The organism is Salinibacterium sp. SWN139, from assembly GCF_015864625.1.
GTDB lineage: Bacteria > Actinomycetota > Actinomycetes > Actinomycetales > Microbacteriaceae > Rhodoglobus.
In genome coordinates this window covers 84918-108780 of the sequence record NZ_JADYWV010000002.1, presented here as the reverse complement: position 1 = coordinate 108780, position 23863 = coordinate 84918, and the positions used below count along the sequence as shown (strand labels likewise).

Annotated in this window: 25 protein-coding genes and 1 tRNA gene; 13 read left to right on the top strand and 13 right to left on the bottom strand. The window is 62.0% G+C overall.

Annotated elements, in window-relative coordinates; all coding sequences use genetic code 11:
* Positions 1–26: 26 nt before the first annotated feature.
* Positions 27–839 (bottom strand): IclR family transcriptional regulator, encoded by an 813-nt coding sequence (locus I6E74_RS05660; RefSeq protein WP_197123850.1) that lies wholly within the window; start codon positions 837–839, stop codon positions 27–29.
* Between the two features lie 158 nt (positions 840–997).
* Between I6E74_RS05660 and I6E74_RS05655 the strand changes: the two genes are divergently transcribed.
* The 3 genes from I6E74_RS05655 to I6E74_RS05645 are packed head-to-tail and all read left to right on the top strand — an operon-like array spanning position 998 to position 4089.
* On the top strand, positions 998–2071 hold the full coding sequence (locus I6E74_RS05655) for a tripartite tricarboxylate transporter substrate binding protein (protein ID WP_197123848.1): 1074 nt from the start codon (positions 998–1000) through the stop codon (positions 2069–2071).
* On the top strand, positions 2068–2577 hold the full coding sequence (locus I6E74_RS05650; RefSeq protein ID WP_197123846.1) for a tripartite tricarboxylate transporter TctB family protein: 510 nt from the start codon (positions 2068–2070) through the stop codon (positions 2575–2577). The genes I6E74_RS05655 and I6E74_RS05650 overlap by 4 nt, the downstream gene beginning before the upstream one ends.
* Before the next feature lie 3 nt (positions 2578–2580).
* Positions 2581–4089, top strand: a complete 1509-nt coding sequence (locus tag I6E74_RS05645) for a tripartite tricarboxylate transporter permease (RefSeq protein WP_197123844.1) — start codon at positions 2581–2583, stop codon at positions 4087–4089.
* A gap of 143 nt (positions 4090–4232) precedes the next feature.
* On the opposite strand, the gene I6E74_RS05640 is transcribed toward I6E74_RS05645, so the two are convergent.
* Both I6E74_RS05640 and I6E74_RS05635 read right to left on the bottom strand, forming a co-directional pair.
* On the bottom strand, positions 4233–5552 hold the full coding sequence (locus tag I6E74_RS05640) for an MFS transporter (protein ID WP_231604810.1): 1320 nt from the start codon (positions 5550–5552) through the stop codon (positions 4233–4235).
* Entirely contained in the window at positions 5549–6025 is a 477-nt protein-coding gene (locus tag I6E74_RS05635) for a MarR family winged helix-turn-helix transcriptional regulator (protein ID WP_197123842.1), read from the bottom strand. Before I6E74_RS05635 ends, I6E74_RS05640 begins: the two co-directional genes overlap by 4 nt.
* A 153-nt stretch (positions 6026–6178) precedes the next feature.
* Between I6E74_RS05635 and I6E74_RS05630 the strand changes: the two genes are divergently transcribed.
* Positions 6179–7573, top strand: coding sequence for an excalibur calcium-binding domain-containing protein (locus I6E74_RS05630; protein ID WP_197123840.1), 1395 nt, complete (start codon positions 6179–6181; stop codon positions 7571–7573).
* A gap of 39 nt (positions 7574–7612) precedes the next feature.
* The gene (locus I6E74_RS05625; protein ID WP_197123838.1) at positions 7613–8065 is read left to right on the top strand and encodes an SRPBCC family protein; all 453 of its coding nucleotides are present in this window, start codon (positions 7613–7615) and stop codon (positions 8063–8065) included.
* A gap of 122 nt (positions 8066–8187) precedes the next feature.
* On the opposite strand, the gene I6E74_RS05620 is transcribed toward I6E74_RS05625, so the two are convergent.
* Positions 8188–8259: transfer RNA gene (locus I6E74_RS05620), tRNA-Gln, on the bottom strand.
* A gap of 102 nt (positions 8260–8361) precedes the next feature.
* Between I6E74_RS05620 and I6E74_RS05615 the strand changes: the two genes are divergently transcribed.
* Positions 8362–8913 (top strand): PadR family transcriptional regulator, encoded by a 552-nt coding sequence (locus tag I6E74_RS05615; protein WP_197123836.1) that lies wholly within the window; start codon positions 8362–8364, stop codon positions 8911–8913.
* Positions 8910–9392: a hypothetical protein gene (locus I6E74_RS05610; protein WP_197123834.1), complete on the top strand. Its 483-nt coding sequence runs from the start codon at positions 8910–8912 to the stop codon at positions 9390–9392. Before I6E74_RS05615 ends, I6E74_RS05610 begins: the two co-directional genes overlap by 4 nt.
* Before the next feature lie 3 nt (positions 9393–9395).
* On the opposite strand, the gene I6E74_RS05605 is transcribed toward I6E74_RS05610, so the two are convergent.
* The 5 genes from I6E74_RS05605 to I6E74_RS05585 are packed head-to-tail and all read right to left on the bottom strand — an operon-like array spanning position 9396 to position 14802.
* A complete protein-coding gene (locus I6E74_RS05605) occupies positions 9396–10301 on the bottom strand; it encodes an NAD(P)/FAD-dependent oxidoreductase (RefSeq protein ID WP_197123832.1) in 906 nt (301 codons plus the stop codon).
* Positions 10298–11788, bottom strand: a complete 1491-nt coding sequence (gene gltX, locus I6E74_RS05600; RefSeq protein WP_197123830.1) for a glutamate--tRNA ligase — start codon at positions 11786–11788, stop codon at positions 10298–10300. The genes I6E74_RS05605 and gltX overlap by 4 nt, the downstream gene beginning before the upstream one ends.
* A 54-nt stretch (positions 11789–11842) precedes the next feature.
* The gene (locus I6E74_RS05595) at positions 11843–12613 is read right to left on the bottom strand and encodes a fumarylacetoacetate hydrolase family protein (RefSeq protein ID WP_197123828.1); all 771 of its coding nucleotides are present in this window, start codon (positions 12611–12613) and stop codon (positions 11843–11845) included.
* The gene (locus I6E74_RS05590) at positions 12610–13716 is read right to left on the bottom strand and encodes a branched-chain amino acid aminotransferase (protein ID WP_197123826.1); all 1107 of its coding nucleotides are present in this window, start codon (positions 13714–13716) and stop codon (positions 12610–12612) included. Before I6E74_RS05590 ends, I6E74_RS05595 begins: the two co-directional genes overlap by 4 nt.
* Before the next feature lie 39 nt (positions 13717–13755).
* The gene (locus I6E74_RS05585; protein WP_197123824.1) at positions 13756–14802 is read right to left on the bottom strand and encodes a 3-isopropylmalate dehydrogenase; all 1047 of its coding nucleotides are present in this window, start codon (positions 14800–14802) and stop codon (positions 13756–13758) included.
* A 132-nt stretch (positions 14803–14934) separates the two neighbouring features.
* Between I6E74_RS05585 and I6E74_RS05580 the strand changes: the two genes are divergently transcribed.
* Entirely contained in the window at positions 14935–15192 is a 258-nt protein-coding gene (locus I6E74_RS05580; protein ID WP_197123822.1) for a DUF6458 family protein, read from the top strand.
* A 91-nt stretch (positions 15193–15283) separates the two neighbouring features.
* Here the strand turns inward: I6E74_RS05580 and serA are convergent, their stop codons facing one another.
* Positions 15284–16876: a phosphoglycerate dehydrogenase gene (serA, locus tag I6E74_RS05575; protein WP_197123820.1), complete on the bottom strand. Its 1593-nt coding sequence runs from the start codon at positions 16874–16876 to the stop codon at positions 15284–15286.
* A 135-nt stretch (positions 16877–17011) separates the two neighbouring features.
* Here serA and I6E74_RS05570 point away from each other — a divergent pair, with 135 nt between their 5' ends.
* A complete protein-coding gene (locus I6E74_RS05570; protein ID WP_231604808.1) occupies positions 17012–17401 on the top strand; it encodes a DoxX family membrane protein in 390 nt (129 codons plus the stop codon).
* 62 nt (positions 17402–17463) lie between these two features.
* Positions 17464–17979 (top strand): META domain-containing protein, encoded by a 516-nt coding sequence (locus I6E74_RS05565; protein WP_197123818.1) that lies wholly within the window; start codon positions 17464–17466, stop codon positions 17977–17979.
* Here the strand turns inward: I6E74_RS05565 and I6E74_RS05560 are convergent.
* Positions 17942–18589, bottom strand: coding sequence for a TetR family transcriptional regulator (locus I6E74_RS05560; protein WP_197123816.1), 648 nt, complete (start codon positions 18587–18589; stop codon positions 17942–17944). The genes I6E74_RS05565 and I6E74_RS05560 overlap by 38 nt on opposite strands.
* 101 nt (positions 18590–18690) lie before the next feature.
* Here I6E74_RS05560 and I6E74_RS05555 point away from each other — a divergent pair, with 101 nt between their 5' ends.
* Both I6E74_RS05555 and I6E74_RS05550 read left to right on the top strand, forming a co-directional pair.
* Entirely contained in the window at positions 18691–20262 is a 1572-nt protein-coding gene (locus tag I6E74_RS05555) for an MFS transporter (RefSeq protein WP_197123814.1), read from the top strand.
* Between the two features lie 109 nt (positions 20263–20371).
* A complete protein-coding gene (locus I6E74_RS05550) occupies positions 20372–21160 on the top strand; it encodes a HesA/MoeB/ThiF family protein (protein WP_197123812.1) in 789 nt (262 codons plus the stop codon).
* An 11-nt stretch (positions 21161–21171) separates the two neighbouring features.
* Here I6E74_RS05550 and I6E74_RS05545 read toward each other — a convergent pair whose 3' ends face one another.
* Positions 21172–21894 carry a Pr6Pr family membrane protein gene (locus tag I6E74_RS05545; protein ID WP_197123810.1) on the bottom strand — a complete coding sequence of 241 codons (723 nt, stop codon included), beginning with the start codon at positions 21892–21894 and terminating at the stop codon, positions 21172–21174.
* Positions 21895–21940: 46 nt separating this feature from the next.
* Here I6E74_RS05545 and I6E74_RS05540 point away from each other — a divergent pair, with 46 nt between their 5' ends.
* Positions 21941–22705 carry a DUF1353 domain-containing protein gene (locus I6E74_RS05540; protein ID WP_197123808.1) on the top strand — a complete coding sequence of 255 codons (765 nt, stop codon included), beginning with the start codon at positions 21941–21943 and terminating at the stop codon, positions 22703–22705.
* A gap of 106 nt (positions 22706–22811) precedes the next feature.
* Here I6E74_RS05540 and ilvC read toward each other — a convergent pair whose 3' ends face one another.
* Entirely contained in the window at positions 22812–23837 is a 1026-nt protein-coding gene (gene ilvC, locus I6E74_RS05535) for a ketol-acid reductoisomerase (protein ID WP_197123806.1), read from the bottom strand.
* Positions 23838–23863 lie beyond the last annotated feature (26 nt).

The window sequence follows — 23863 nt, the reverse complement described above, 5'->3', positions numbered from 1 at the left end:
CGACCGCGAAGGTTAGCGCAGAGGAATCATCCCAAATCGGGAACAACAATCCCGGGCTCGCGTGCGCCGAGCCGCAGCCGCACTTCGCTCGCTGCTGCCACCAACGCGCGCAGCACATCCGTGGGCCACACATCGCTTGTTCGAGAAGCAGACATCGTGATCGAGATCGCGGTATTGATTCCGCCGGTAGCGCTCGTGAGCGGCACCGCAACGCTCCGGGAACCCGCAAGGTAAGTCTGGTTGTCCAGCGCGTACCCCCGCAGCTTCACTTCAGCAACCCGCTCCCGAAGCGCGGATGCTTCAACCGGAGCCTTATTCACCAAGAGCGGCGAGGGCGAGTCATCCAACCGGCGCTTGACATCGGCAGCATCGAGATTACTCAGCAGCGCGGTTCCGGGTGCCGTGGCGTGCGCCGGCAGCCGCATCCCCACCGAAGAACCAAACCGCATTCCTTCAACAGAATGCTGGCTGATTGCGAAGTAAGCATTCGCTGAACCATCGAGGCGAGCCAGCTGAACGGTCTCCCCCAGCTTGGTCGCCAGCTCATCAAGAACGGGCCTCGCCGCGTTAGCGATCTGGTTGTGCCCCGTGTACAACTGGCCCACGTGCCAGGCCCTCAAGCCGAGCGAATACTGTCGTGTCGACTGGTCGTGTTCGAGCCAGCCCGCCGAGTGCAGGGTATTGAGCAAGCCGTGCGCGCTCGATCGTGGCAGGCCGAGTGCCGTCACGATCTCGATAAAACTTACGTAGCCCTTGGCAGCGACAAGATCGACGATTGCTAGCGCGCGATCGGCCGACTTGACGGAGTGGGCGGGTGACGCCGTTGTCTGGTGTTGCATAACCCGGAGTTTACAGATGTGAACTCGCCGCGGCACTCTCGGAGCAGCTCAATTCCGGAAAGTTTTCGCCGCGCTAAAGACAGCGCCCGAACAATTGTGATATCTTCGGCGTTCACAAGCATGAACGTGAATTAACAACAATGATTGGTTGGATATCAATGTCGATGTCAAAAATCTCCTCTAGCGGGCTCTTGCACAAGCCGTCCCGTCGCGTGAGGATTTCTGGACTCGCGCTTGCAGTTTCTGCAGGCCTCGTACTCAGCGGTTGCGCGTCTGGATCCGATTCGTCTACGGACTCTGCCGCTGGCAGTTCAGGCGATTCCTGCGACTTCTCCTCGACCTACCCCAGCGGTGCGATCGAATTCATCGTTCCCTGGGCTGCCGGTGGAGGCACCGACAGCGTTTCTCGCTTCGTCGGAATTCAGCTGTCTGACCGTTTGGGTGTTCCGGTCAACGTCGTCAACCGTGACGGCGGTGGTGGCGTTATCGGTCACACGGCCATCGCTAACGGCAATGCCGACGGCTCCGTTATCGGTATGACCACGGTTGAGATCACCATGATGCACTGGCAGGGTCTCACCGACCTCAGCTATGAAGACATCACCCCGATCGCTCAGGTCAACTCTGACCCCTCGGGCATCACGGTTGCCGCTGACGCTCCGTGGGACACGATCGAAGATCTCTTGGATGACGCCCGCGCTAACCCCGGCGACATCGTCGGTTCGGGCACAGCAATTGGTGGAATTTGGGACCTGGCTCGCGCCGGAATGTTGCTTGAGGCCGGCATGGATGTCAATGACATCCGTTGGGTACCGAGCGCTGGTTCTGCTCCCGCCCTTCAAGAGCTCGCTGCTGGCGGTATTGATGTCACTTTCGCCAGCCTCGCTGAGAACGCCACCATGATCGGTGCCGGCGAAGCTCGCCCGCTCGCCATCATGGGTGAAGAGCGCGACCCGAACTACCCCGACGTTCCGACCCTGAAGGAGGTCGGAATCGACTTCTCCATGGGTTCCTGGCGCGGCGTTTCTGGCCCCGCTGGAATGGACGAAGACATCGTTGCTGAACTCGAATGCCAAGTTGCCGACATCGTGGCGAGCGACGAGTACGTCGAATTCATGACGACTGCCGGATTCGGCGTTGACGGCAAGGACACAGCCGCGTTTACTGAGTTTATCGTCAACGAAGACAAGGCCAAGGGAACCATCATGGAAGCAGCAGGACTGACCGGATGACTTTCGACACCGCTCCGGAGGTAGAGGAGTCGGTGGACAAGTCCGAAAACAACTACGATCTCGCCAGTGGCGTGGTCGTAGTTGTTTTCGGCTCGGCCATCCTTCTCGCCGTTCGCGATTACCCCACACTGCCGAGCGGAGAGCTCGGCCCCTCGCTCTTCCCCGGCATCATTGGCGGGCTCATGATCCTCATGGGGCTGCTGCTTCTGGGGCGATGGTTCACAGCCCGCAAGACGGTTCGACCAGCGAAAGAAAAGGGCGAAGCTGTCGTCTGGAGCAGGTGGATCAATGCCGGGCTCATCATCGGTGCGGTCATCTTCTATCTCCTCGCCGTCGACTTCCTCGGTTTTCTCACGACTGTCAGTGTGATGACGGTCGGCCTGATTTTCCGACTCGGCACGAAGTGGTGGGTCGCCATCACAGCCGGCGTGCTCACCACGCTCGTGGTCTGGCTGATCTTCAATAAGGTACTTCTCGTGCCGCTTCCTCTTGGATTCTGGGGTTAGAACATGATCGACAATCTCTCCCAAGCGCTCAGCATGGTGGCGAGCTGGGAACTGCTCCTCGTCGTGCTCGCCGCAGGCGTCTACGGCATCTTCATTGGTTCCATTCCTGGCCTCACCGCCACGCTGGCCGCCGCGCTTCTCGTTCCCTTCGCGTTCTTCCTCGACCCGCTTCCCGCCATTGCGTCGATCATCACGATGTCGGTGATGGCGATCTTCGCGGGTGATATCCCGTCGGCCTTGGTGCGGATGCCGGGCACACCGGCCAGCGCCGCCTACGTCGAAGATTCCTACCGCCTGACCCAGAACGGCCGGGGCGCGCTCGCGCTCGGAGTCGGCCTGCTGGCGTCGGCGACCGGCGGAATTTTCGGTGGGTTGGTGCTGATTTTCGCTGCACCACAGCTTGCCAAGGTGGCGCTGCTCTTCACGTCATACGAGTACTTCTGGGTCGCAATTCTGGGCCTGACGGCCGCGGTCATTATTTCTCGCGGTTCTCAAGTCAAGGGCACCATCGCGCTGCTCATCGGGCTCTTCGTGTCGACCATTGGTCTTGATATCTCGGTGGGTTTTCCCCGCTTCACGTTCGGCAGCAGCGACTTGCTGGGTGGCATCAACTTCATCCCGGCAATGATCGGTCTGTTCGGCTTGTCGCAGGTGCTGCGCAACGTCATCAGCCCTCCCCCAGCAGCGCTACCGATTCGGATCGAGTCGAAGGGCTTGCTGCGCAACGCCGCAAGCACTCTCTGGAACTACAAGAAGACAGCAGTCGGTGGCAACGTCATCGGCAGCGCGATCGGCACGTTGCCGGGCGCCGGCGGAGACATCGCTGCGTGGGTTGCCTACGCGGTCACCAAGAACGGCTCGAAGGAGGGCAAGAACTTCGGCAGCGGTAAGGGGCACATCCAACCCATTGTTGGTGCGAGTTCTGCCAACAACGCCGGAGTCGGCTCGGCCTATATTCCGACACTCGTATTCGGCATCCCCGGAGACACGATCACCGCCATTCTGCTCGGTGTGCTGCTCGTCAAGGGCGTACAGCCGGGGCCGTCGCTGTTCGATAGCCAAGCGCCCTTGTTGTACTCGATTTTCATCGTATTCATTGCGGCGAATATCTTGATGATCCCGCTCGGCTACCTCGCCATCCGTGGCAGCGGAATGCTGCTGCGGGTGCCGAACTCGGTGCTCATGCCCATCATCGTGGCGTTCTGTGTTGTGGGTTCGTTCTCAATCAACAACGGTCTACTCGAAGTGGGCATCATGCTGATCTTCGGCATCCTCGGCTATCTGCTGGAGCAAGCGAAGTTCCCGCTCGCCCCGGTCGTGCTCGGGTTGGTTCTGGGACCGATTGTGGAAAAGAACTTCATGCAGAGCGTCATCAAGACAGAGTGGGACCTTACGCAGTTCTTAACCCGCCCGATGAGCGCCGCGCTGATGATTCTCACGATCATCGTGTTGCTCTACCCCGTACTGCAGAAGCTCATCGGCAAACTGCTGCGCTACCGCAAGCCCCTCTAGACCCGAGTAGTCGGCGACGCTAGACCCGAACAGTCGCCGACACACTCGCGAGCGAAAAGAAGCCGCCCACCCTCCAGCTGGTTACTGGGAGTGGGCGGCTTTTCGTTGCGCTCTGGAGGTCACGCGCGAAACGGATGGCACCGTTAGCGGTCGCCAGCCGCGATGACCTCGGCTTCTTCGGTGACGCTGATCTCTGCGCCATCCGCTTTCCGTAGGCGTTTGCGGCCCAGGACCACGATGAGAGTGGCTACGAGCACGGAGCCCGCTGCCGCGTAGAACGGGGTTGCCGGTGAGATGGCGGCGGCGAGAATGGTGGCAGCAGGTGGGGCGATGGCTCCCCCAAGGAAGCGCACGCCCGAGTAAGCGGATGACGCTACCGAGCGTGGCAGGTCGGTGGCTTCCATAACGCATTCGGTGAGCACGGTGTTGAGTACTCCGAGCAGCATGCCGCCGACGACTACGCACACGATGAGGCCGGGGCCCGAGCCGATGAAGAGTGCCGCGGCTACGAGGTCGAGCGCGAGCAGGGGCAGCACGAGTCGCAGCACGAGGGTGCGCGGCAGGCGGTGCGTGAGCAGCGGCGCGACCCACACCGAGGTGACGGCGAGCGAGAGCCCCCAGCCGAAGAAGATAAAGCCGAGAGTCATGGCGCTGCCAAAGCCGAGCGGAACCAGGGCGAACGGCGTGTAGGCGAGCAGCACGAAGAAAGCGATGTTGTAGAACAGTGCTGCGGCAGCGAGAACTCCGAGGGCAGGGTTGGCCAGAGCGCGGAAGGGTGCTGAGAGCGGCGTTGGGGTGGGGCGCACAGCATCCGTTTTCATGACGGTCACGATGCCAATGAAGCCGATGGCCATGAGGGTGGCGGTGCCAAAGAACGGGCCGCGCCAGCTGATGCCGCCGAGGACTCCGCCGAGGAGTGGCCCGATCGCGATGCCGAGGCCGAGGGCTGCTTCGTAGAGGATGATCGCCGAGCTCGTGCCTCCGGATGCCGCACCCACGATGGTGGCGAGAGCTGTCGAGATGAAGAGGGCATTACCGAGCCCCCAGCCGGCGCGGAAGCCGATGACCCATTCGACGTTGCCGGACAGCCCTGCGGCGAAGGCGAAGAGCACGACGAGGGCGAGACCGATGAGGAGGGTGCGTTTGGCGCCAATGCGGCTCGAGATCCAGCTCGTGAAGAACATGGCGAGACCCGTGATGAGCAGGTAGCTCGTGAAGAGCATCTCGGTTTCGGTTGCTGTGGCCTGAAGGTCTTGGGCGATGGCGGGCAGGATCGGGTCGACGAGGCCAATGCCCATGAATGCGATCACGGAGGCGAACGCGACGGCCCGTACTGCACGCGGTTGGTGCAGGATGCTGCTGGTGGTGCTCGCGTTGGGGTTCACGTTCGCGGGGTTCACGTTGGTGGGGTTCGCGGTTTCGGGCGTTGGAGCGCCGGTGTTGGATGCGGTAGTGCGGGTCATGATTGTCCTTCTGGTGGTGCGGTGACGGGGGCGCCCGGCGCGAGGTCGGCTGCGGCATCCGCACGTTCGCCGATGATTTCGACGGCGCGGCGCAGCACGGCCACGTCGTCGGCGTGGAGGTCGGCGAAGAGCGGGAGCATGGCTCCGGCGAGTTCGTCGCGCCAGGCGATGAGGGCATCGGCACCGGCGGTGGTGACGGCAATTTGCGAGGCGCGGGCGTCATCCGGATCGGCGAGGCGATTGACCCAGCCGCGTTCGGTGAGGTTGCTGACGAGCTTCGTGGCGGTCGGTTGGGCGACGCGGCTGAGTTCGGCGAGTTCGCCGAGGCGCATGGGCCCGCCGGAGTTGAGCACGCCAAGGGTGCGCCAGACCGCCGGCGACTCGGAACTGCCCGTAGCGCGCGCGGCCAACCGAGTAAGGCGCTGGTTGACCGAGACGAGGTCACCTAGCAACGAGAGAAGTGAGGATGGCATTCCTCCACTATACATAGCCGGGCTATGTAAATGATTCGCCGCTGCAGACGCGCGACTGTGACACTGGCTGCGAGTCCTCCACCGCGAGCCCCGTTATGGGGCTGATGAACATCTATCACTTCTGAGAAGGTTAGGACGACACCGGAGGATCACATGTCGTGGCTGCGCCTACTCATCAATCAACCGCCCAAGGCACCTCAGGCACCAGCGGGCTGGTACGACGACGGTTCGGGCAAGAATCGCTGGTGGGATGGCACCCAGTGGAGCAACGAATTCGCCCCAAAGGATGCACCGGTCCCACACCGCGCGCCGGAGTGGTTCAAGCCGACGCTGAGCACTTGGATCGTCGGCGCCTTTCTGGTTCTGTTCGCCTACCTAACCCTCGTCTCCGCTGGCGTCGCGGCCGTATTGGTTCTCGCGGCATTCTTCGGACTATTCACGGGCCTTTACGTGCTGATTAGTGGCCGTCGCTCCTGGGCGTCAGTGCCTTCGCGAAAAGCAGGTGCAATCGTCATCGCGGCGAGCCTCTTCGCCACCATCGTTGGCGGCACGGTTGGCGCCGGCAACGCTCCGGTCGACGTGGTCGCGAATGCGGAACAAGTCACCGAAACCGCCGCTCCATCGCCGTCGCCGACCCCGTCCGCGACGCGAACTGCAAGCCCGAGCGCTACTTTCAGCGTGGATGCTCCCGCCGATCCCGACAAAGCAACTGCGCCAGCATCCGATGCCGCCGTAAGCATTCTCGACACCTCGTTCACTGATACGACGGCGCTAGCGCTGTTGGCGACCCTGCCGATCAAGGGCAAAGCACCGAAGACCGGGTACGCCCGAACGGCCAAGTTCGGTGCGGCGTGGTTAGACGTTGATCGCAACGGCTGCGACACTCGAAACGACATCTTGGCAAGAGACCTGAGCGCTCTTACGAAGAGCGGATCGTGCAAGGTACTCACTGGCACGCTCGTCTCGCCCTTTACCAATACGTCGATCGATTTTCTCCGAGGAAATACGACGTCAGCGTTAGTTCAGATCGATCACGTGGTGTCGCTCTCCAACGCTTGGCAAACTGGCGCACAGCAATTGACGCAAGAGCAACGAATCACGCTGGCGAACGATCCCATCAACCTGCTGGCAGTTGACGGCAAGTCGAACGCTCAGAAGGGTGCTGGCGATGCGGCAACCTGGTTGCCGTCAAACAAGAGCTTCCGCTGCAATTATGTCGCCGCCCAAGTTTCGGTCAAAGCTACCTACGGGCTGTGGGTGACGACAGCTGAGCACGATGCGATCGAGCGGGTACTCGACTCGTGCCCCGACCAGCGAGCGCTGACGTCGTCGTTTACTCCGGCCCCTGCTCCCGAGCCCGAACCGGTCGTGGCCGCCCCCGTACCCGCGCCCGTCACTGCACCCGCTCCAGCACCCGCCCCAGCCTATGCGCACTACGCCAACTGCACGGCCGTGCGCGCCGCTGGGGCAGCACCGCTCTATGCCGGGCAGCCCGGCTACGAAACGCCGCGACTCGACCGCGATGGTGACGGGATCGCCTGCGAATAGCGCACCTCGACTCAGGCGGGCAGAAAGTAGGCTCAACCTATGACGCAACTGATTGTGCTCGACACGATGTTCGATGCCCCCATCGCTGAGGTGTGCGCGCTGTCGCTGAGCGTCAATCTGCATCTCGACTCAATGACGCACCACCGTGAAAAGGTCGTCGCGGGCCGCACCACGGGCCACTTCGTCGAGGGCGACGTCGTCACCTGGCAGGCCCGCCACTTCGGCCTACCGCTGCGCCTGACAGTGCGTATTTTTGACGTGGATGCCCCGCACAGCTTTGCGGATGAACAAGTGCGCGGCCCTTTCGCCGCCTACCACCACGAGCACCTCTTCACCGAGGTCGACGGCCGCACCCACATGCAGGATCGCCTCACCTTCGCGGCTCCCTTCGGGCCGCTCGGGCGCCTCGTCGAGAAGCTGTTCCTGAGGCGCTACATGCAGACGCTGCTCGAGGAGCGAAACGCTGCACTCGTGGCCGCAATGCGGCGCTAGCTACACCAGTCAGCACGCTAAAGCCAGTCCGCGAAAAAGCCCTAACTAGACCCGAGGTGCGCCGGCAAAGAAAAAGCCCGGCGAGAGCCGGGCTGAGCGGGAGTTGCTCCCTAGATGTTTTGCTGGGGTACCTGGACTCGAACCAAGAACAAAAGAATCAGAATCTTCCGTGTTGCCAATTACACCATACCCCACAGCGTTCAGCCGCAGCCGAACCGATTTACTACTTTAGCGCATCTTTAGAGGGTTGTGGTTCACTCCTTGACGCCATATAGGACTTGTCCTATATTCGGGGTATGTCACTACTCCATGCCGTGCTCGGTTTCGTCGCGATTCATCCCATGACGGGCTACGAACTCGGCAAAGCGTTCTCGACGACTGCCGCACACTTCTGGCCGGCCGATCAGTCGCAGCTCTATCGCACCCTCCACCGCGCCGAAGCTGACGGACTCGTTGAAAGCACCACCGTTGAGCAGGCGTCTCGCCCCGACCGCCGCCTCTACTCGATCCTCGAACCGGGGCGAGCGGCATTGAAGACCTGGCTGGCCTCACCGCTCGAGCCAGACACCTCCCGCGAACCTTTTCTCCTCCGGCTATTCTTCGCCGCCTCGCTCGGCACAGCGGGAGTGATCGCACTGCTCGACCAACGCCGATCCGCTGCCGTCGAACTGCTCACTACGCTCGACACACTCGCCGCGAGCGCACCCCCAAAACTCTCGAAAGTCACTCTCGCCATCCGACTGCAATACGCCACGCTCGAGTCGGGGCGCGCCCACGCGCGCGCCGAAATCACCTGGCTCGATGATCTTCGCACCCAACTCACCAATCACAAGGAGTCCGCCCGATGAACGACAAAGTCGCACCAGCGCAGTCTGCCCTCACGCCCCCGCGCACCGCAGCATCTCCGCCCATCCCCCGCGCCGCGCGAATCGGCGCCACCATCGCCGCCGCGCTCTTCACGCTCGTCGCGCTCTTCCAACTCGCCGTCGTTCTCGGAGCACCCCTCGGCGAATACACGCAAGGCGGAGCGAACAAAGGCACGCTCCCCGCCCAGAGTCGCATCTTCGCCGGCGTCTCTACTGCCCTCGTTCTCGTGATGGCGGCAGCGATCCTCGCCCGCACCGAACGCGGCCCTCTCAGGCTCGCCCCACGCCGACTCATTACGGTGCTCGCGTGGTTCACCACCGCCTATGCGGGCGTGGGCGTCATCCTGAACCTCATCACCCCCAGCGCCGTCGAACGAGCAGTCTGGGCCCCCATCACCGCGGTGCTGTTCGCCGCGTGCCTCGTCACCATGCTGAAGACGCGGGGCCGGGCAGCGGAGTAATTCTTAGAGCAGGTCGCGGTTGATGACCGCGGCAACCTCAGCGCCATCACCGGCGGCAACGATGAGCTGCTGCGGACCGGGCGGGGTGGCATCGCCGATCGCATAGGCTCCTGCCGCGCTGGTCCGGCCGGCAGCGTCCACGACGATCAGGCCCTCCGCGTCGAGGGTGAGCTGCAAGCCTGCTGCATAGTCGAGCGCGGTCTCATAGTCGGGGCGCACAAACGCGGCCTCACGCGCGATAGTTTCGCCGTCGGCGAGAACAACGCCGGTGAGGCCATCACGGTCGCCCGCGACATCCGCCACTTCACGACGATCCACTCGGATGCCTCGCTCCGCCAGCATCGCCTCGTCGGCGTCACTCACGTGGCCAACGCCCTGCGTGAAGACAATCAGGTCGCGGCTCCACTGCGAAAGCAGCAGCGCCCGCTCCGCCAGGTCATCCGTGTGGCCAATGAGCGCAATCGGCTTATCCGCATACTCGTAGCCGTCACACTCCATGCACGAGTGGATGCTCGTGCCATAGAACGCGCGCAGCAGCGGCAACTTCGGCAGCACTTCGCGCAACCCCGTCGCGATGAGCACGGTGCGGGTCGTGACCGCTCCCCCGCGATGCGTGACGGTGAAGCCGGCGCCAACGGCACCGAGCGGCTCGATGCCCTCAACAATGGTTCGTTCGAACGAGACGTTCGGATACTGCTCCAGCTCCTCCCGTCCCATCTTGCGAAGCTCGAGAGGAGAAATACCATCGCGGCTCAAAAAGCCGTGAGAGTGGAACGTCGCCGAGTTGCGGGGGCGATTGCTGTCGAGCACAAGAGTGCGTCGACGAGCCCGCGCCAAGTTCAGGGCAGCGCTGAGTCCAGCCGGTCCGCCGCCGACAATGACAACATCCCAGTCGAACTGCTCACTCATAGCTGGGCGCGCAACGCCTTCAGGCGAACCAGTGACGATTCCTTGCCCAACAGTTCCATCGACTCGAAGAGCGGCGGGCTGATGCGGCGACCAGCGATCGCGCTACGCAAGGGTCCGAAAGCCAGTCGCGGCTTCATCTCTTTCACTTCGATGAGCTCGGCGCGCAACGCTGCCTCAATGGCATCGTGCGTCCACGAATCGAGGTCGGTCAGCACAGCAATCGCAGCATCGAGAACCTCGGGGCCCTCGGCCTTCGGCATCGCATCCGCATCGACCGTGAGGTCAGCATCCGCCGTGAACAAGAACTGCAAGAGCGCGGGAGCATCGCCCAGCAGCTGCATGCGCTCCTGCACGAGAGGCGCGGCAGCGGCCAGTGTTGCGAGCTCAGCGTCGGTCGGCTCAGCCGAAATGACGTCGGCAGCAACGAGGTACGGCACGAGACGGCCAGCGAATTCCTCCGCCGACAGCAGACGGATGTGGTCGCCATTCAACGACTCCGCCTTCTTCACATCGAAGCGGGCCGGGTTCGGGTTCACGTTCTCCACGTCGAAGGCCCCAATGAGCTCCTCGATCGAGAACACGTCGCGGTCGGGTGCGAGCGACCAGCCCAACAGCGAGAGGTAGTTGATGAGACCCTCGGGGATGAACCCGCGGTCGCGGTGCAAGAACAGGTTCGACTCGGGGTCGCGCTTGGAAAGCTTCTTGTTGCCCTCACCCATCACGTAAGGAAGGTGACCGAAGCGCGGGATGGCGTCGGTGAGGCCGATCTCGATGAGTGCCGTGTAGAGGGCGATCTGGCGCGGGGTGCTCGAGAGCAGGTCTTCACCGCGCAGCACGTGCGTGATGCCCATGAGTGCGTCATCCACCGGGTTCACAAATGTGTAGAGCGGAGCACCGTTCGGGCGCACCACCACGAAGTCAGAGAACGAACCGGCGGGGAACGTGATGTCGCCCCGAACCAGGTCGTCGAAGCTCAAGTCGGAGTCCGGAACGCGCAAACGCAAAGCCGGCTTGCGGCCCTCTTCTTTGAATGCCGCGATCTGCTCAGCGGTGAGGTCGCGCTCGAAGTTGTCATAGCCCTGCTTGGGGTCGCGACCGTTGGCCACGTTGCGGGCCTCGATCTCTTCACCCGTCGCAAAAGACTCGTAGAGGTGACCGGAAGCCTTCAGCTTCTCGATGACCTCAAGGTAAATGTCGGTGCGCTGCGACTGGCGGTAGGGGCCATTCGGCCCACCGGTCTCCACGCCCTCGTCCCAGTCCAACCCCAACCAGCGCATGGCGTCGAGAAGCTGCAGGTAGCTCTCTTCGCTGTCGCGAGCGGCATCCGTATCTTCAATACGGAACACCATCTTGCCGCCGGTGTGACGCGCATAAGCCCAGTTGAACAGGGCAGTGCGGATCAGCCCAACGTGGGGCGTACCGGTAGGTGACGGACAAAACCGAACGCGAACGTCGGAAGCGGTTGCAGTAGAAAATGGAGCAGACATTGCCACTATTCTAAGCCGCAGAACCGCCCATTGCGGGCGATTCTGCGACGACGCCTACTTGGCGATAGAACGAACCGGGTTGCTCAGCGTGCCAATGCCTTCGATCGTGATCTCGACGGTGTCGCCGTGCACGAGCGGGCCGACACCGGCAGGCGTGCCCGTGAGAAGAATATCACCGGGCAACAGCGTGAATGCGGCCGAAGCATAGACGACCTGCGCAGCAACAGAATGAATCATCTGGTCAACGGTGCCGTCTTGCTTGAGGTCACCATTCACCGCGGTGCGGATGCTCTGCGAGCCCACCACGAACTCAGTCTCGATTACCGGTCCGAGCGGGCAGAACGTGTCGAAGCCCTTGGCACGTGACCACTGGCCATCAGACTTCTGCAGGTCGCGAGCCGTGACGTCGTTGGCGATCGTGTAGCCGAAGATCACACTGTCGACATCGGCTTCAGCAACGTTCTTGGCAATGCTGCCAATGATGACGGCAAGCTCTCCCTCAAACGCGACCTCTTCCGACTGCGGAGGCAACATGATGGCATCGCCGGGGCCCACGACAGACGTGTTCGGCTTGATGAACATCATGGGAGCATCCGGAACCTCGTTGCCGAGCTCCTTGGCGTGCTCGGCATAGTTGCGACCGAACGCCACGACCTTCGAACGAGGGATGACCGGCGCCAGCAACTTGATGTCCGCGAGCGGCAAACGCTCATCGGTGGTCTCGAAACCGTTGAACATCGGGTCACCCGTCAGTACAACAATTTCGTCGCCATCGATGATCCCGTAGCGGGCTCCCGTGCCAGAACTGAACCGAGCTACCTTCATGCGTCGAGCCTCGTCATCCAGCCGTGCTTATCTTCGCGACGGCCATATTGGATGTCGGTGAGCTCTTCGCGCAGCGACATCGTCAGTTCGCCGGCGGGAGCATCCGCCGACCCAATTTCAAAACCTTCGCCCTTGAGCAGAGCAATAGGCGTGATCACTGCGGCAGTGCCACACGCGAACACTTCGGTGATGTCGCCCGAGGCCACACCCTCACGCCACTCTTCGAGAGTGACGCGACGACGTTCAACCTTGTGACCGCGATCTTCAGCAAGCTGAAGCACCGAGTCGCGCGTGATGCCTTCCAAAATCGACTCCGACTGCGGGGTGACGAGGGTTCCGTCTTTCTTGACGAGAACCACGTTCATGCCACCGAGCTCTTCGATGTACTTGCCCTCTTCGGCATCCAAAAACAGCACTTGAGCACAGCCCTGAGCGGATGCCTCCTGCTGGGCCACGAGAGACGACGCGTAGTTGCCGCCCGTCTTGGCCGCCCCTGTTCCGCCCTTGCCTGCACGAGTGAAGTTCGTGGAGACCCAGATCGATACCGGGGCAACGCCGCCAGCAAAGTAAGCGCCGGCGGGGCTCGCGATCACGTAGTAATTGACCTTCTTCGCAGCGCGCACACCGAGGAACGCCTCTTTAGCGAACATAAAGGGACGCAGGTAGAGGCTGGTCTCGGGCGCGCTCGGCACCCAGTCGCCATCGACCGCGATGAGCTGCTTGAGCGAGTTCACGAATTCGTTTACCGGCAGCTCGGGCAGCGCCATGCGGGCTGCGGAACGCTGCAGACGAGCACCGTTCGCTTCGGGGCGGAAGCACCAGATCGAGCCGTCTTCATGACGGAAAGCCTTGAGACCCTCGAAGACTTCTTGGGCGTAGTGGAGCACCGCAGCGGCAGGGTCGAGCGCGATCGGCCCATACGGCTGCACACGGGGACGGTGCCAACCGCCCTGCTCCGACCAACAAATGTCGACCATGTGGTCGGTAAAGTTCACCCCAAAGCCGGGGTTCGCCAGAATTGCTTCACGCTCTTCAACCGAGCGAGGTTCCTGGTTCTTCTTCACGAGGAACGAGAGGGGGCGATCAGCCAGCAGATTCTTCATCAAATGTCCTTAATGACGTACAGCCATAATGGCGGTGGGTTAATTCTGCGCTACAGCGTCGGCAATTGCACTGCCGATTTCAGACGTGGACCGTGCGGTGTCGCCACGGGCGCCGAGATCGGCTTCAACGGCCGCAGTGACGCGGGCCGCGGCATCCGATTCGCCGAACTGTGAGAGCAGCAATGCAATCGACAGGATTGCCGCCGTGGGATCAGCGAGTTGTTTGCCCGCAATGTCGGGCGCTGAGCCATGAACCGGCTCGAACATGGAGGGGAATTCCCCGCTCGGGTTCAAGTTGCCGGAGGCGGCCAAACCAATGCCGCCGCTGATGGCTGCTGCGAGGTCTGTAAGGATGTCACCGAAAAGGTTGTCGGTGACGATAACGTCAAATCTACTCGGATTTGTGACCATGTAAATCGTCGCCGCGTCGACATGCATGTAATCGACCTCGACCTCGGGGAACTCTGCCGCGACGCGGTCGACTGTCGTCTGCCACAAACCGCCGGCATGAACGAGCACGTTGGTCTTGTGCACGAGAGTGACCTTCTTGCGGTCACGCTCCATCGCGTGAGCGAATGCGAAGCGCACCACGCGCTCGACGCCGAACGACGTATTGATGGAGACCTCGGTGGCGATCTCGTGGGGCGTACCGGTGCGGATTCGCCCGCCATTGCCCACGTAGGGGCCTTCGGTACCTTCGCGCACGACCACGAAGTCGACGGCGCCAGGGTCAGCCAGCGGTGAGGTGACACCGGGGAAGATTGTGGTGGGGCGCAGGTTCACGTGGTGATCAAGCGCGAACCGCAGCTTCAGCAGAAGGCCGCGCTCGATGATGCCGCCCGTGAGGCGAGGATCGCGCGGGTCTCCCCCGACAGCGCCCAGAAGGATCGCGTCGTGCTTCGCAAGCTCAACAATGTCGGAGTCTTCGAGAATGGTGCCCGACTCAAGGTAATGAGCCGCACCAAAGGGAAACTCGGTGGGGGCGACATCCACACCGGTTGCCTTCAAAACCTTGAGGGCCTCGGCCACAACTTCGGGCCCAATACCATCACCGGGAATGACTGCAAGCTTGATCTGAGAAGGCATGTAAATACAGTACCGCTGCGCGGCTCTCACTCGCGTCGGAGTGCTGCTTTCAGAACCCGGATGCTTGGCCCTTATGGCTTTTCTGAACGTTGCCTGATTGCACGCTGAATTAGAGGCGCTAAAGTTGGGCGCATGAGTATTGGAACCGGAATTGTCCTTGTCGTGATCGGCGCGATTCTTACCTTCGCGCTCGATTTTCAAGTCGAAGGAGTCAATATCCCTCTGATCGGCTACATCCTGATGGGCGCCGGAGTGGTCACGTTTATCATCGGCCTCGTACTGACGCTGCGAAACCGCACCTCGGTCACCACCGTCCACAATGGCTCTGATGGGGCGAACGGCACCGTCACTGAGCGCCGCACCAGCACAACCCCCGACGAAACCATCTAACAACCACCACGTTCAACGCACGAAAGGCGCGTCCCAATTGCTCGGGGCGCGCCTTTCGTGTCTTCACACCACAAGGGCGCAAACGAAGTGACTAAGCGTCGACGATGTCGATGGCGTGCACGTAGCGAGCGTCAATGCGCTCGGCAACCGTGGCGAGAACATCGGCGGATGCCTGCGAATCGACAGTAAGCACTGACAGCGCGTTGCCGCCTTCGCTTTCGCGCGCAATCTGCATGCCCGCGATGTTGATGTTGGCTTCGCCGAATTCCTTACCGAAGACGGCAACGATTCCAGTGCGGTCTTCGTACATCATGACGATGAGGTGGTCCGCGAGCGGAACCTCGATGTCGTACCCGTTGATCTCGACGATCTTCTCGAGCTGCTTGTTTCCGACCAGGGTTCCCGAAACGGAAACCTGCGAGCCGTCAGCAAGCGAACCACGGATGGTCAGCAGGTTGCGGTATTCGGAGCTCACGACATCCGTAATCAAACGAACCGTGAGGCCACGCTGCTCGGCAAGAACCGGAGCGTTGACGTAGCTGACCGTCTCGGAGACAACGTTCGTGAAGATGCCCTTGAGAGCAGCAAGCTTGAGTACGTTGACATCGAACTCGACGATCTCGCCGCGCACCTCAATATCGACGCTCGTGAGCGGGCTGTCCGAAAGACCAGAGAAGACCTGGCCAAGCTTTTCCATGAGCGGGATGCCGGGGCGCACGCTCTGGTCGATGATGCCACCAGCAACGTTCACGGCGTCGGGCACGAGCTCGCCACCGAGGGCGAGTCGAACCGACTTGGCTACCGAAACGCCAGCCTTCTCTTGTGCTTCAGCGGTCGAAGCCCCGAGGTGAGGCGTGACGATGGTGTTCTCGAGATCGAGAAGTGGCGACCCGGTGGGCGGCTCGCTCACGAACACGTCGAGGCCAGCGCCGGCAATGCGACGCGACTTGAGGGCCGTGTAGAGAGCGTCTTCGTCGATGAGGCCACCACGGGCAACGTTGACGATGTAAGCGCTCGACTTCATGCGAGCAAACTGCTCAGTCGAAATCATGCCCGTGGTCTCAGGAGTCTTGGGCATGTGGATCGTGATGAAGTCCGAACGCTCGAGCAGTTCGTCGAGCGAAACGAGCGTGACGCCCATCTGCTGCGCGCGAGCGGCCGTGACGTAGGGGTCGTAGGCGATGATGCTCGTGCCGAAGGCCTGCATCCGCTCGGTAATGAGACCACCGATACGGCCGAGGCCGATGATGCCGATGGTCTTCTCGAAGAGTTCGGTCCCGGAGTACTGCGAGCGCTTCCACTGCCCCTGCGCGAGAGCGCTAGACGCAGCAGGAATGTGACGCGCGAGGCTCAAGATGTGCCCTACGGTCAGCTCGGCAGCCGAAATGATGTTGGAGGTAGGAGCGTTAACAACCATGACACCGGCGGCGGTAGCCGCCTTGATGTCCACGTTGTCGAGGCCAACACCGGCGCGAGCAATGACCTTCAGGCCAGGCGCGGCCGCGAGAGCATCGGCATCCATTTGGGTCGCAGAGCGGATGAGAACGGCCTGCGCGTCCGAGAGCGCAGACTTCAACGCGTCACGGTCAGTACCGTCCACATTTCGAATCTCAAAGTCGGGCCCGAGAGCGTCGACTGTTGCGGGGGAAAGTTCTTCGGCGATCACGACGATCGGCTTAGCCACAGATCTGATCCTTCAATTCGCGGGGACTTCGCACTAACACAACGAAGGCTGCTGGAGTAGACAACTACTGCAACTTTAGCGGCGACGGGAAGCCCTCGTTGCCATGTGACAACTCAGTGCGACGATAGACCCATCATGGATGCCGTCGAGATCGCCCAGTGGGCGTTGCGAATTGTCCTCGCGCTGGCTTTTATCGCGATGGGCGTTAGCCACTTTGTTGCCGCCCCGGCGCGCACGATGCGGGCCATGATCCCACCAGCGCTGCGCCAGAAGTGGATGCCCTCCCCCAGCGCCCTCGTGACCATCACCGGACTCTGTGAGATCGCTGGCGGTCTGGGACTTTTGTGGGAATCGGTGAGACTTATCACCGGAATCGCACTCGTACTGTTTTTGATTGCCGTGTTTCCGGCCAATGCATACGCGGCTAAAAACCCTGATCGCTTTGGTAAAGCAGCCCTGCCATTCTGGCCACGATTCGCCGGTCAACTGGTGCTGATTGTGTTAGTCGTGCTAGCCGCGCTGTAAAAGTTTTGGGCCTGCCCCAACGAAACCGCACAGCGCTTCGTCTACCTAGGTAGGAGGAAATAATGCCCACGAAATCAGTTCTCGCGAAGTTCACCCCGCTGCTGGCTGCTGGCCTGCTCGCTCTCACCGCGTGCGCCGGCCCCGCGACGCCGGTCGGCTCTGACGAACCCCCGATCGACAGCGGCCCAGGCCTCGGCGACGAGCAGACCCCCGGTGACTCCATGCCCGTTGATGGCATCGGCGGCACCTGGATCTATGCCGAAGGCACCGATAGCGCTGGCGATCTCGCCACGACGGCCGAGGTCACCATCATGATCACCGATGACGAGATTATGGGTGCTGGAGCCTGCAACAGCTACAGCGCAACCCTCACGGGCGAACCTCAAAGTTTCGCGGTGAGCGACATGGTGTCGACCGCGCGGGCGTGTGACGAGACTGCGCTCATGGAATTCGACGAACGCTACTTTGCCGCCCTAGCCGTGACGACGACAGCCATCCCCACCGGCGGCAGCCTGGTACTGCAGGGAGACGGCACGAATCTCACCTTCCTGCCGTCGAGTTCCCTGCCGCTGGGGTAATCGCCGAGCCAAGAACGGCGTCGAGCGAGGCAGCAAGCAGCTCGGTAATCTCTTCATCGCTGGCCCGCGCCAGCGCCGGCAGCTTCACGACGTAACGCGCCATCATGAGACCAACGACCTGGCTTCCCACTAGCGCTGCCCTCAGGTCGGGCTGGTCAATTTCAAGTTCGCGCGCGACCGGAACCAATAGCCTGTTCGTCAGCAGGGCCCGGATTCGTTCCGCAGCAAGGGGTTGGCTTGTTGCTGCCCGGATGACACCCAACATCGTCATTCGAGAGAGCGCGTTTCCCTGCATCCCGATCACAATGCGCGCCAGCCGATGCCCCAACGTCTCCTCACCCGGCACGCGCAGTTCTGCAATCACCTCTCCCGGCGTCAAGGGAAGCTCCACCACAGCCGCAAACAGAGCTTCTTTCCCGCCGAAATAGTGATGGATGAGCTTCGGGTCGACCCCCGCCTCTCGCGCCACCCCACGCACGCTGACCCGTTCATACCCGAGGTCCGCGAACTGCTGACGCGCCACCACTTCGATCTCTTCGCGCGCACCGCTGCCTGCCGCACTCGCGGAGGGCCGACGCCCCGCCCGTTTGGGAGAATCTTCAGTTGCCATGCGCGTCACCCTGTCGTCTCATAGTTCGTGGTTTTGCGGAATCGTCGCCGCATCCGTATTATTTCATCACATGGGGAATTAATTCACCAGAGGGAAATACTATGACCAACACCCCTGCACCATCCGTCGCTCACTCGGCACACGGTGCTCACGCAGAACTCAGTCCACTACGCCGGCGGCTAATCCTCATCACGATGGCGCTCGCGCTCATGACGGTCATGTCGGCTGTCAGCGGGCTCAACGTGGCCCTGCCGAGCCTCGCCCGCGAGATTGGCGCCACTCAGACCGAACTGACCTGGATCGTCGATTCCTACACCGTCGCCTTCGCCGGCTTGCTGCTCGCCGCGGGCGCCATCGGTGATCGGTTCGGCCGCAAGGGCATCCTCATTATCGGTCTCGCCATCTTCGGCGCTGCAGCGGCAGGCGCGGCCTTCACCACCGACGCGAACTCCCTCATCGTCCTGCGTGCCGTGATGGGTATCGGTGCTGCAGGAATCATGCCAACAACGCTCTCGGTCATCACGACCAGCTTCCCCGACGCCGAGCGCCCCAAAGCGGTCGGCGTGTGGGTGGGAGTCGCCGGCAGCGGTGCCGTGCTCGGACTCTTCGGCACCGGACTCCTTCTCGAATTCTTCGAATGGCACTCGTTCTTCTGGCTCAACGTCGTGCTCGCCATCCTCGGAATCATCGGCGCCATTCTCGTCGTGCCCCCGAGCAAAGAGGCCGTTACTGGTCGCTTCGATGTGCTCGGCGCAGCACTGTCGCTGATCGCCGTCAGCACCCTCGTCTACGGAATCATCGAAATAGCCGACACCTCAGGCGAAGAAGCACTTCCTTTCGTGATCCTCGGCAGCGGCCTCATCGCACTCGTGGCTTTCGTGCTGTGGGAACGCCACCACCCCGATCCGCTCCTCGACCCGCGACTCTTTGCCATTCGTGGGTTCTCGGCGGGAAGCCTCACCATCTTCATCCAGTTCTTCGCGGCGTTTGGGTTCTTCTTCACCATGCTGCAATACCTGCAATTCGTCGTCGGGCTCAGCGCGTTACAGGCCGCAGCGTGCATGCTCCCGATGCCTCTGGGGATGGTGCCGCTGGCTCGACTCGCGCCTGCCATTGCCGAGCGCGTCGGCTATCGCAAAGTCGTTCCGGCAGGGCTCATACTCATGGCGGTTGGCTTCGTCATCATGTCGCTGCTCACTGTCGACTTCAACTACCTGCACTTCGTTTCGGGACTCGTCGTGTTTGCCGCCGGCATGGGACTCGCCGGAACCCCTTCCACAACCGCCATCACCCAGTCGCTCCCCCGCGAGAAGCAGGGGGTCGCTTCTGCGGTCAATGACGTTGCGCGGGAATTCGGAAGCGCTCTCGGCATTGCGGTACTCGGTGGAGTCTTGGCCTCGGTCTATCGCACCACCGTCAGCGACGCCACGACCCAACTGCCCGCCGACATCGCCGACAAAGTGCAAGAGTCGATCGCCTTTACACAGTCGTCCATGATTTCCACGCTAGGACCAGCAGCGGATGCCCTCACCATCGCAGCCCGTGCCGCCTTCGTCGATGCCACCGCCGCATCTCTGCTCATTGCGGCCGCCGCGCTCGTGGTGACGGCGGTTGCGACCGCAGTCATTGGGCCTCGACATGTGAGAGCGTCAGCGGTCTCGACGCCCGAATGAGGGAAACCGGGCTCAGTGCACGCTCCCAGAACCCCCAGTTCACGGGCAGAGCGGTGTGCCAGACCGTTTTTCGGGGCCACTCTCAGGACCGCAGTGTCACAATCAGATCATGGATCAGCGGTTTAGCCGCCAGCTCGCGCTAACCCACTTTGGCGAGACGGCGCAAAAGAATTTGGCGCGCGCACGCGTGCTCGTGATTGGCGCAGGTGGCGTCGGCAGCACGGTCATTCCGTCGCTCGCTGCGGCCGGCGTCGGAACCGTTGGTGTGATTGATGACGACCGTGTTGAGCTCAGCAATTTGCACCGCCAACATATCCACCGGCTCTTGGATGTCGGCTACAAAAAAGTTGTCTCTGCTGTTGAGCGGGTGGCTGAGCTCAGCCCCGCGACAACCGTTATTGCGATCGACGCCAAGCTCACTCCGCACAACGCTCTGGAGCTGTTCGCCGAGTACGACCTCGTAGTCGATGGCAGCGACAACTTTGCCACTCACTATTTAGCGGCCGATGCCGCGGAGATCACGGGGATTCCACTCATCTGGGGCATCGCCTGCGAATTCGGCTCCCAGGCCGGAGTCTCGTGGCCCGCCCGCGGCGCCGGCTTCCGCGACCTTTACCCTCTGCCGCCCGAGGCAGCGACCGTGGATACGAACGTGACGCATGGAATTTTCCCCGGCGCCGTGAGCGTCGTGGCCTCCATCGTCACAAGCGAGGCGATCAAGATCACAGCTCAGATCGGCACCACGCTGCTGAACCGAGCCACCAACTACGACGCGCTCGCTGGTGAATTCTCTGAGGAACGGTTCGAGCGCGCAGCCGCTGCCCCCGCGATTACCGAGCTCGCAGACTATCGCCACTTGCTCGCCTACTCGCCTCTTGATGAGTGGCCCACGAGCTAGCTTCGGTAGAGCTACTGATCTGACGCAGCGATGCGGTCACGAATCGACCAGCGCGCCCACTTCGCGCGGCTGATCGCAATGAGCCCCACCGCGATCGCGATGATGAAGGCCGCGATGCCGAGCACGTAGACGAGCACGCCGCCCCAGCCGTCGGGCCCATTGGGCTCCAAGAAGGGGTACGGAAACCAGCCGTCGAGCAGCCCACGCACGATCGTGAAGGCCAGCCACGCAACCGGGTAGATGACCACAATGCGCACGTCGCGCATCCGCAACACCGGTCGTGACGGCGAGAACAGCCAGTCGAGCAAAACGAACAGCGGCACCCACACGTGAATGACCTCGTTGGGCCACTGGATACCCACGTAGCCCTCGTCGGGTAGCCCGCGCAGCAGCACGTTGTAGACCACGGCGGTCACGACCGCATAGGAGACAACGGATGCCCGAAGCACCCCCAGCAGCGTCGGCTCAACCTGGCGGCGCACAGCCACCAGCCCGCTCAGCGCAAGAATAACGACGTTGATCAGGCTCGACTGGATCGTGAAGTAGCTGAAGTATTCCACCGCCACGAAGTCATTGTGAATCGACTCGTCAATCACCTGCGTGGCGATACTCGCCAGCACGAGCGCTGAGGCGATGAGCCGGAGTGCACCGACGAGCCGCAGCACTTTCGGCGGTCCGCCAACGAAAGCGAAATCTCGGGGTCGGGGGAACTTGCGCTGCACATTCGTCGTCACTCCGACAGACTAGTCTGCAGACGCCAGTTCGACAGAGGAGCTCAGCATGCCATTCACCGATTGTCACGGGAATGAATTGCTCAGCCTGCCTCTGGTCTACCGACTGGATCGCGACTTTCAGGTTGCCGAGCCGTTCTGCTGGCGCGACCCTCGCCCCGGTGGCGGAGTCTTCGAAGTGCCGGCGCATGACCCTTCGCTGCCGCCGACCGAAGGCAACAGCACCGACTTCGCCTCTGTGCCGCCCTTTCTTTGGGGGCTGATCGCAAGCTATGGCAAGCAAACGCTTGCCGCGATTCTGCATGATCACCTCACCCACCAAACCCGGCTGGCGCCCGCTGAAGACAGGCTTGCCCTGCGCCGTGTTGCCGACGAAACCTTCCGCGTCGCACTCGTCGATAGCGGAGTGCACCAGTTGCGCGCCCGCGTCATGTGGGCTGCCGTGGGCATCGAACGCTACGCCCACCACGGCGGTGCACTGGGGTGGCTCATCATCGCGCAACTCGCACTGGGCATTCTGGCACTCATCGCGGCCGTCGTACTTGGCGTTCTCGTTCAACCGCTCTGGTTGTTGCTCGCGGCAGCCCCCGCTGCGCTAGCGCTGGTCTGGGGCAAGAACGCGGATCTCGTTCTTGCGTCGACCTATTTAGGTGCGTTATATGCGCCCCTTGTTGCGGCCGCGTTTATTGGTTCGCGCTTGGAACAGCTTCTCGCGACCGTCATCTGGGTCGGAACGGGCACCGCCGGCCCTGCGCCCAAGGCAGAGCCGACCCTGCGGTGGCCCGACCACGGCACGACGCTCCCACCCGCCTGATCGCGCTGCTGATGCCGGCGACACCTCCGCGATCAGTACTTCGCAGCGTTAACACACGACGGCCGCCCCGCAGAAGCGGAACGGCCGTCGTAGTGACAAGCGAAAGTTAGCGTGCTGCTGAACCGTCGGTGTAGTCGGAGTCTTGCTGCTTCCAAGCGAAGAGAGCACGAAGCTCCTTGCCGGTTGCTTCGATGGGGTGGTTCTGACCCTTTTCACGCAGGGCGAGGAATTCAACTCCGCCAGCATCCTGGTCCTTGATGAAGCGGTCGGCGAAGGCACCCGACTGGATGTCTGCGAGAACAGCCTTCATGTTCTCCTTGACCGACTCGTCGATGACGCGGGGGCCCGAAACGTAGTCGCCGTACTCAGCGGTGTCAGAAACGCTCCAACGCTGCTTGGCGATGCCGCCCTCCCACATGAGGTCAACGATGAGCTTGAGCTCGTGGAGTACCTCGAAGTAAGCGATCTGCGGCTGGTAGCCAGCCTCGATGAGGGTTTCGAAGCCGTACTGAACGAGCTGCGAGGTTCCACCACAAAGAACAGCCTGCTCACCGAACAGGTCGGTCTCGGTCTCTTCGGTGAAGGTGGTCTTGATGCCGCCGGCGCGAAGTCCACCGATTGCCTTGGAGTACGACCACGCCATGTCCCACGCGTGACCGGTGGCGTCGTTCTCGACAGCAACGATGACGGGAACGCCGCGGCCAGCTTCGTACTCGCGACGAACGGTGTGACCCGGTCCCTTGGGAGCAACGAGGATGACGTCAACGTCTGCAGGAGCGTCGATGTAACCGAAGCGGATGTTGAAGCCGTGTCCGAAGACGAGGGTGTCGCCGGCAACAAGGTTGTCCTTGATGTCCGCGGCGTAGAGACCACGCTGGTGCTGGTCGGGAGCGAGGATGACGACGACGTCAGCCCACTTGGCTGCCTCAGCGCTTGAGAGCACCTCGAAGCCAGCGTCGGTTGCCTTCTGGATGCTCTTCGAGCCCTCCTTGAGGCCAACCTTGACCTCAACACCGGAGTCGCGCAGGTTCAGTGCGTGAGCGTGACCCTGCGAGCCATAACCAATGACGGCAACCTTTTTGCTCTGGATGAGCGCGAGGTCAGCGTCTTTGTCGTAAAAGATTTCGGTCACAGTAGTGATTCTCCTTTGTTGTTGTT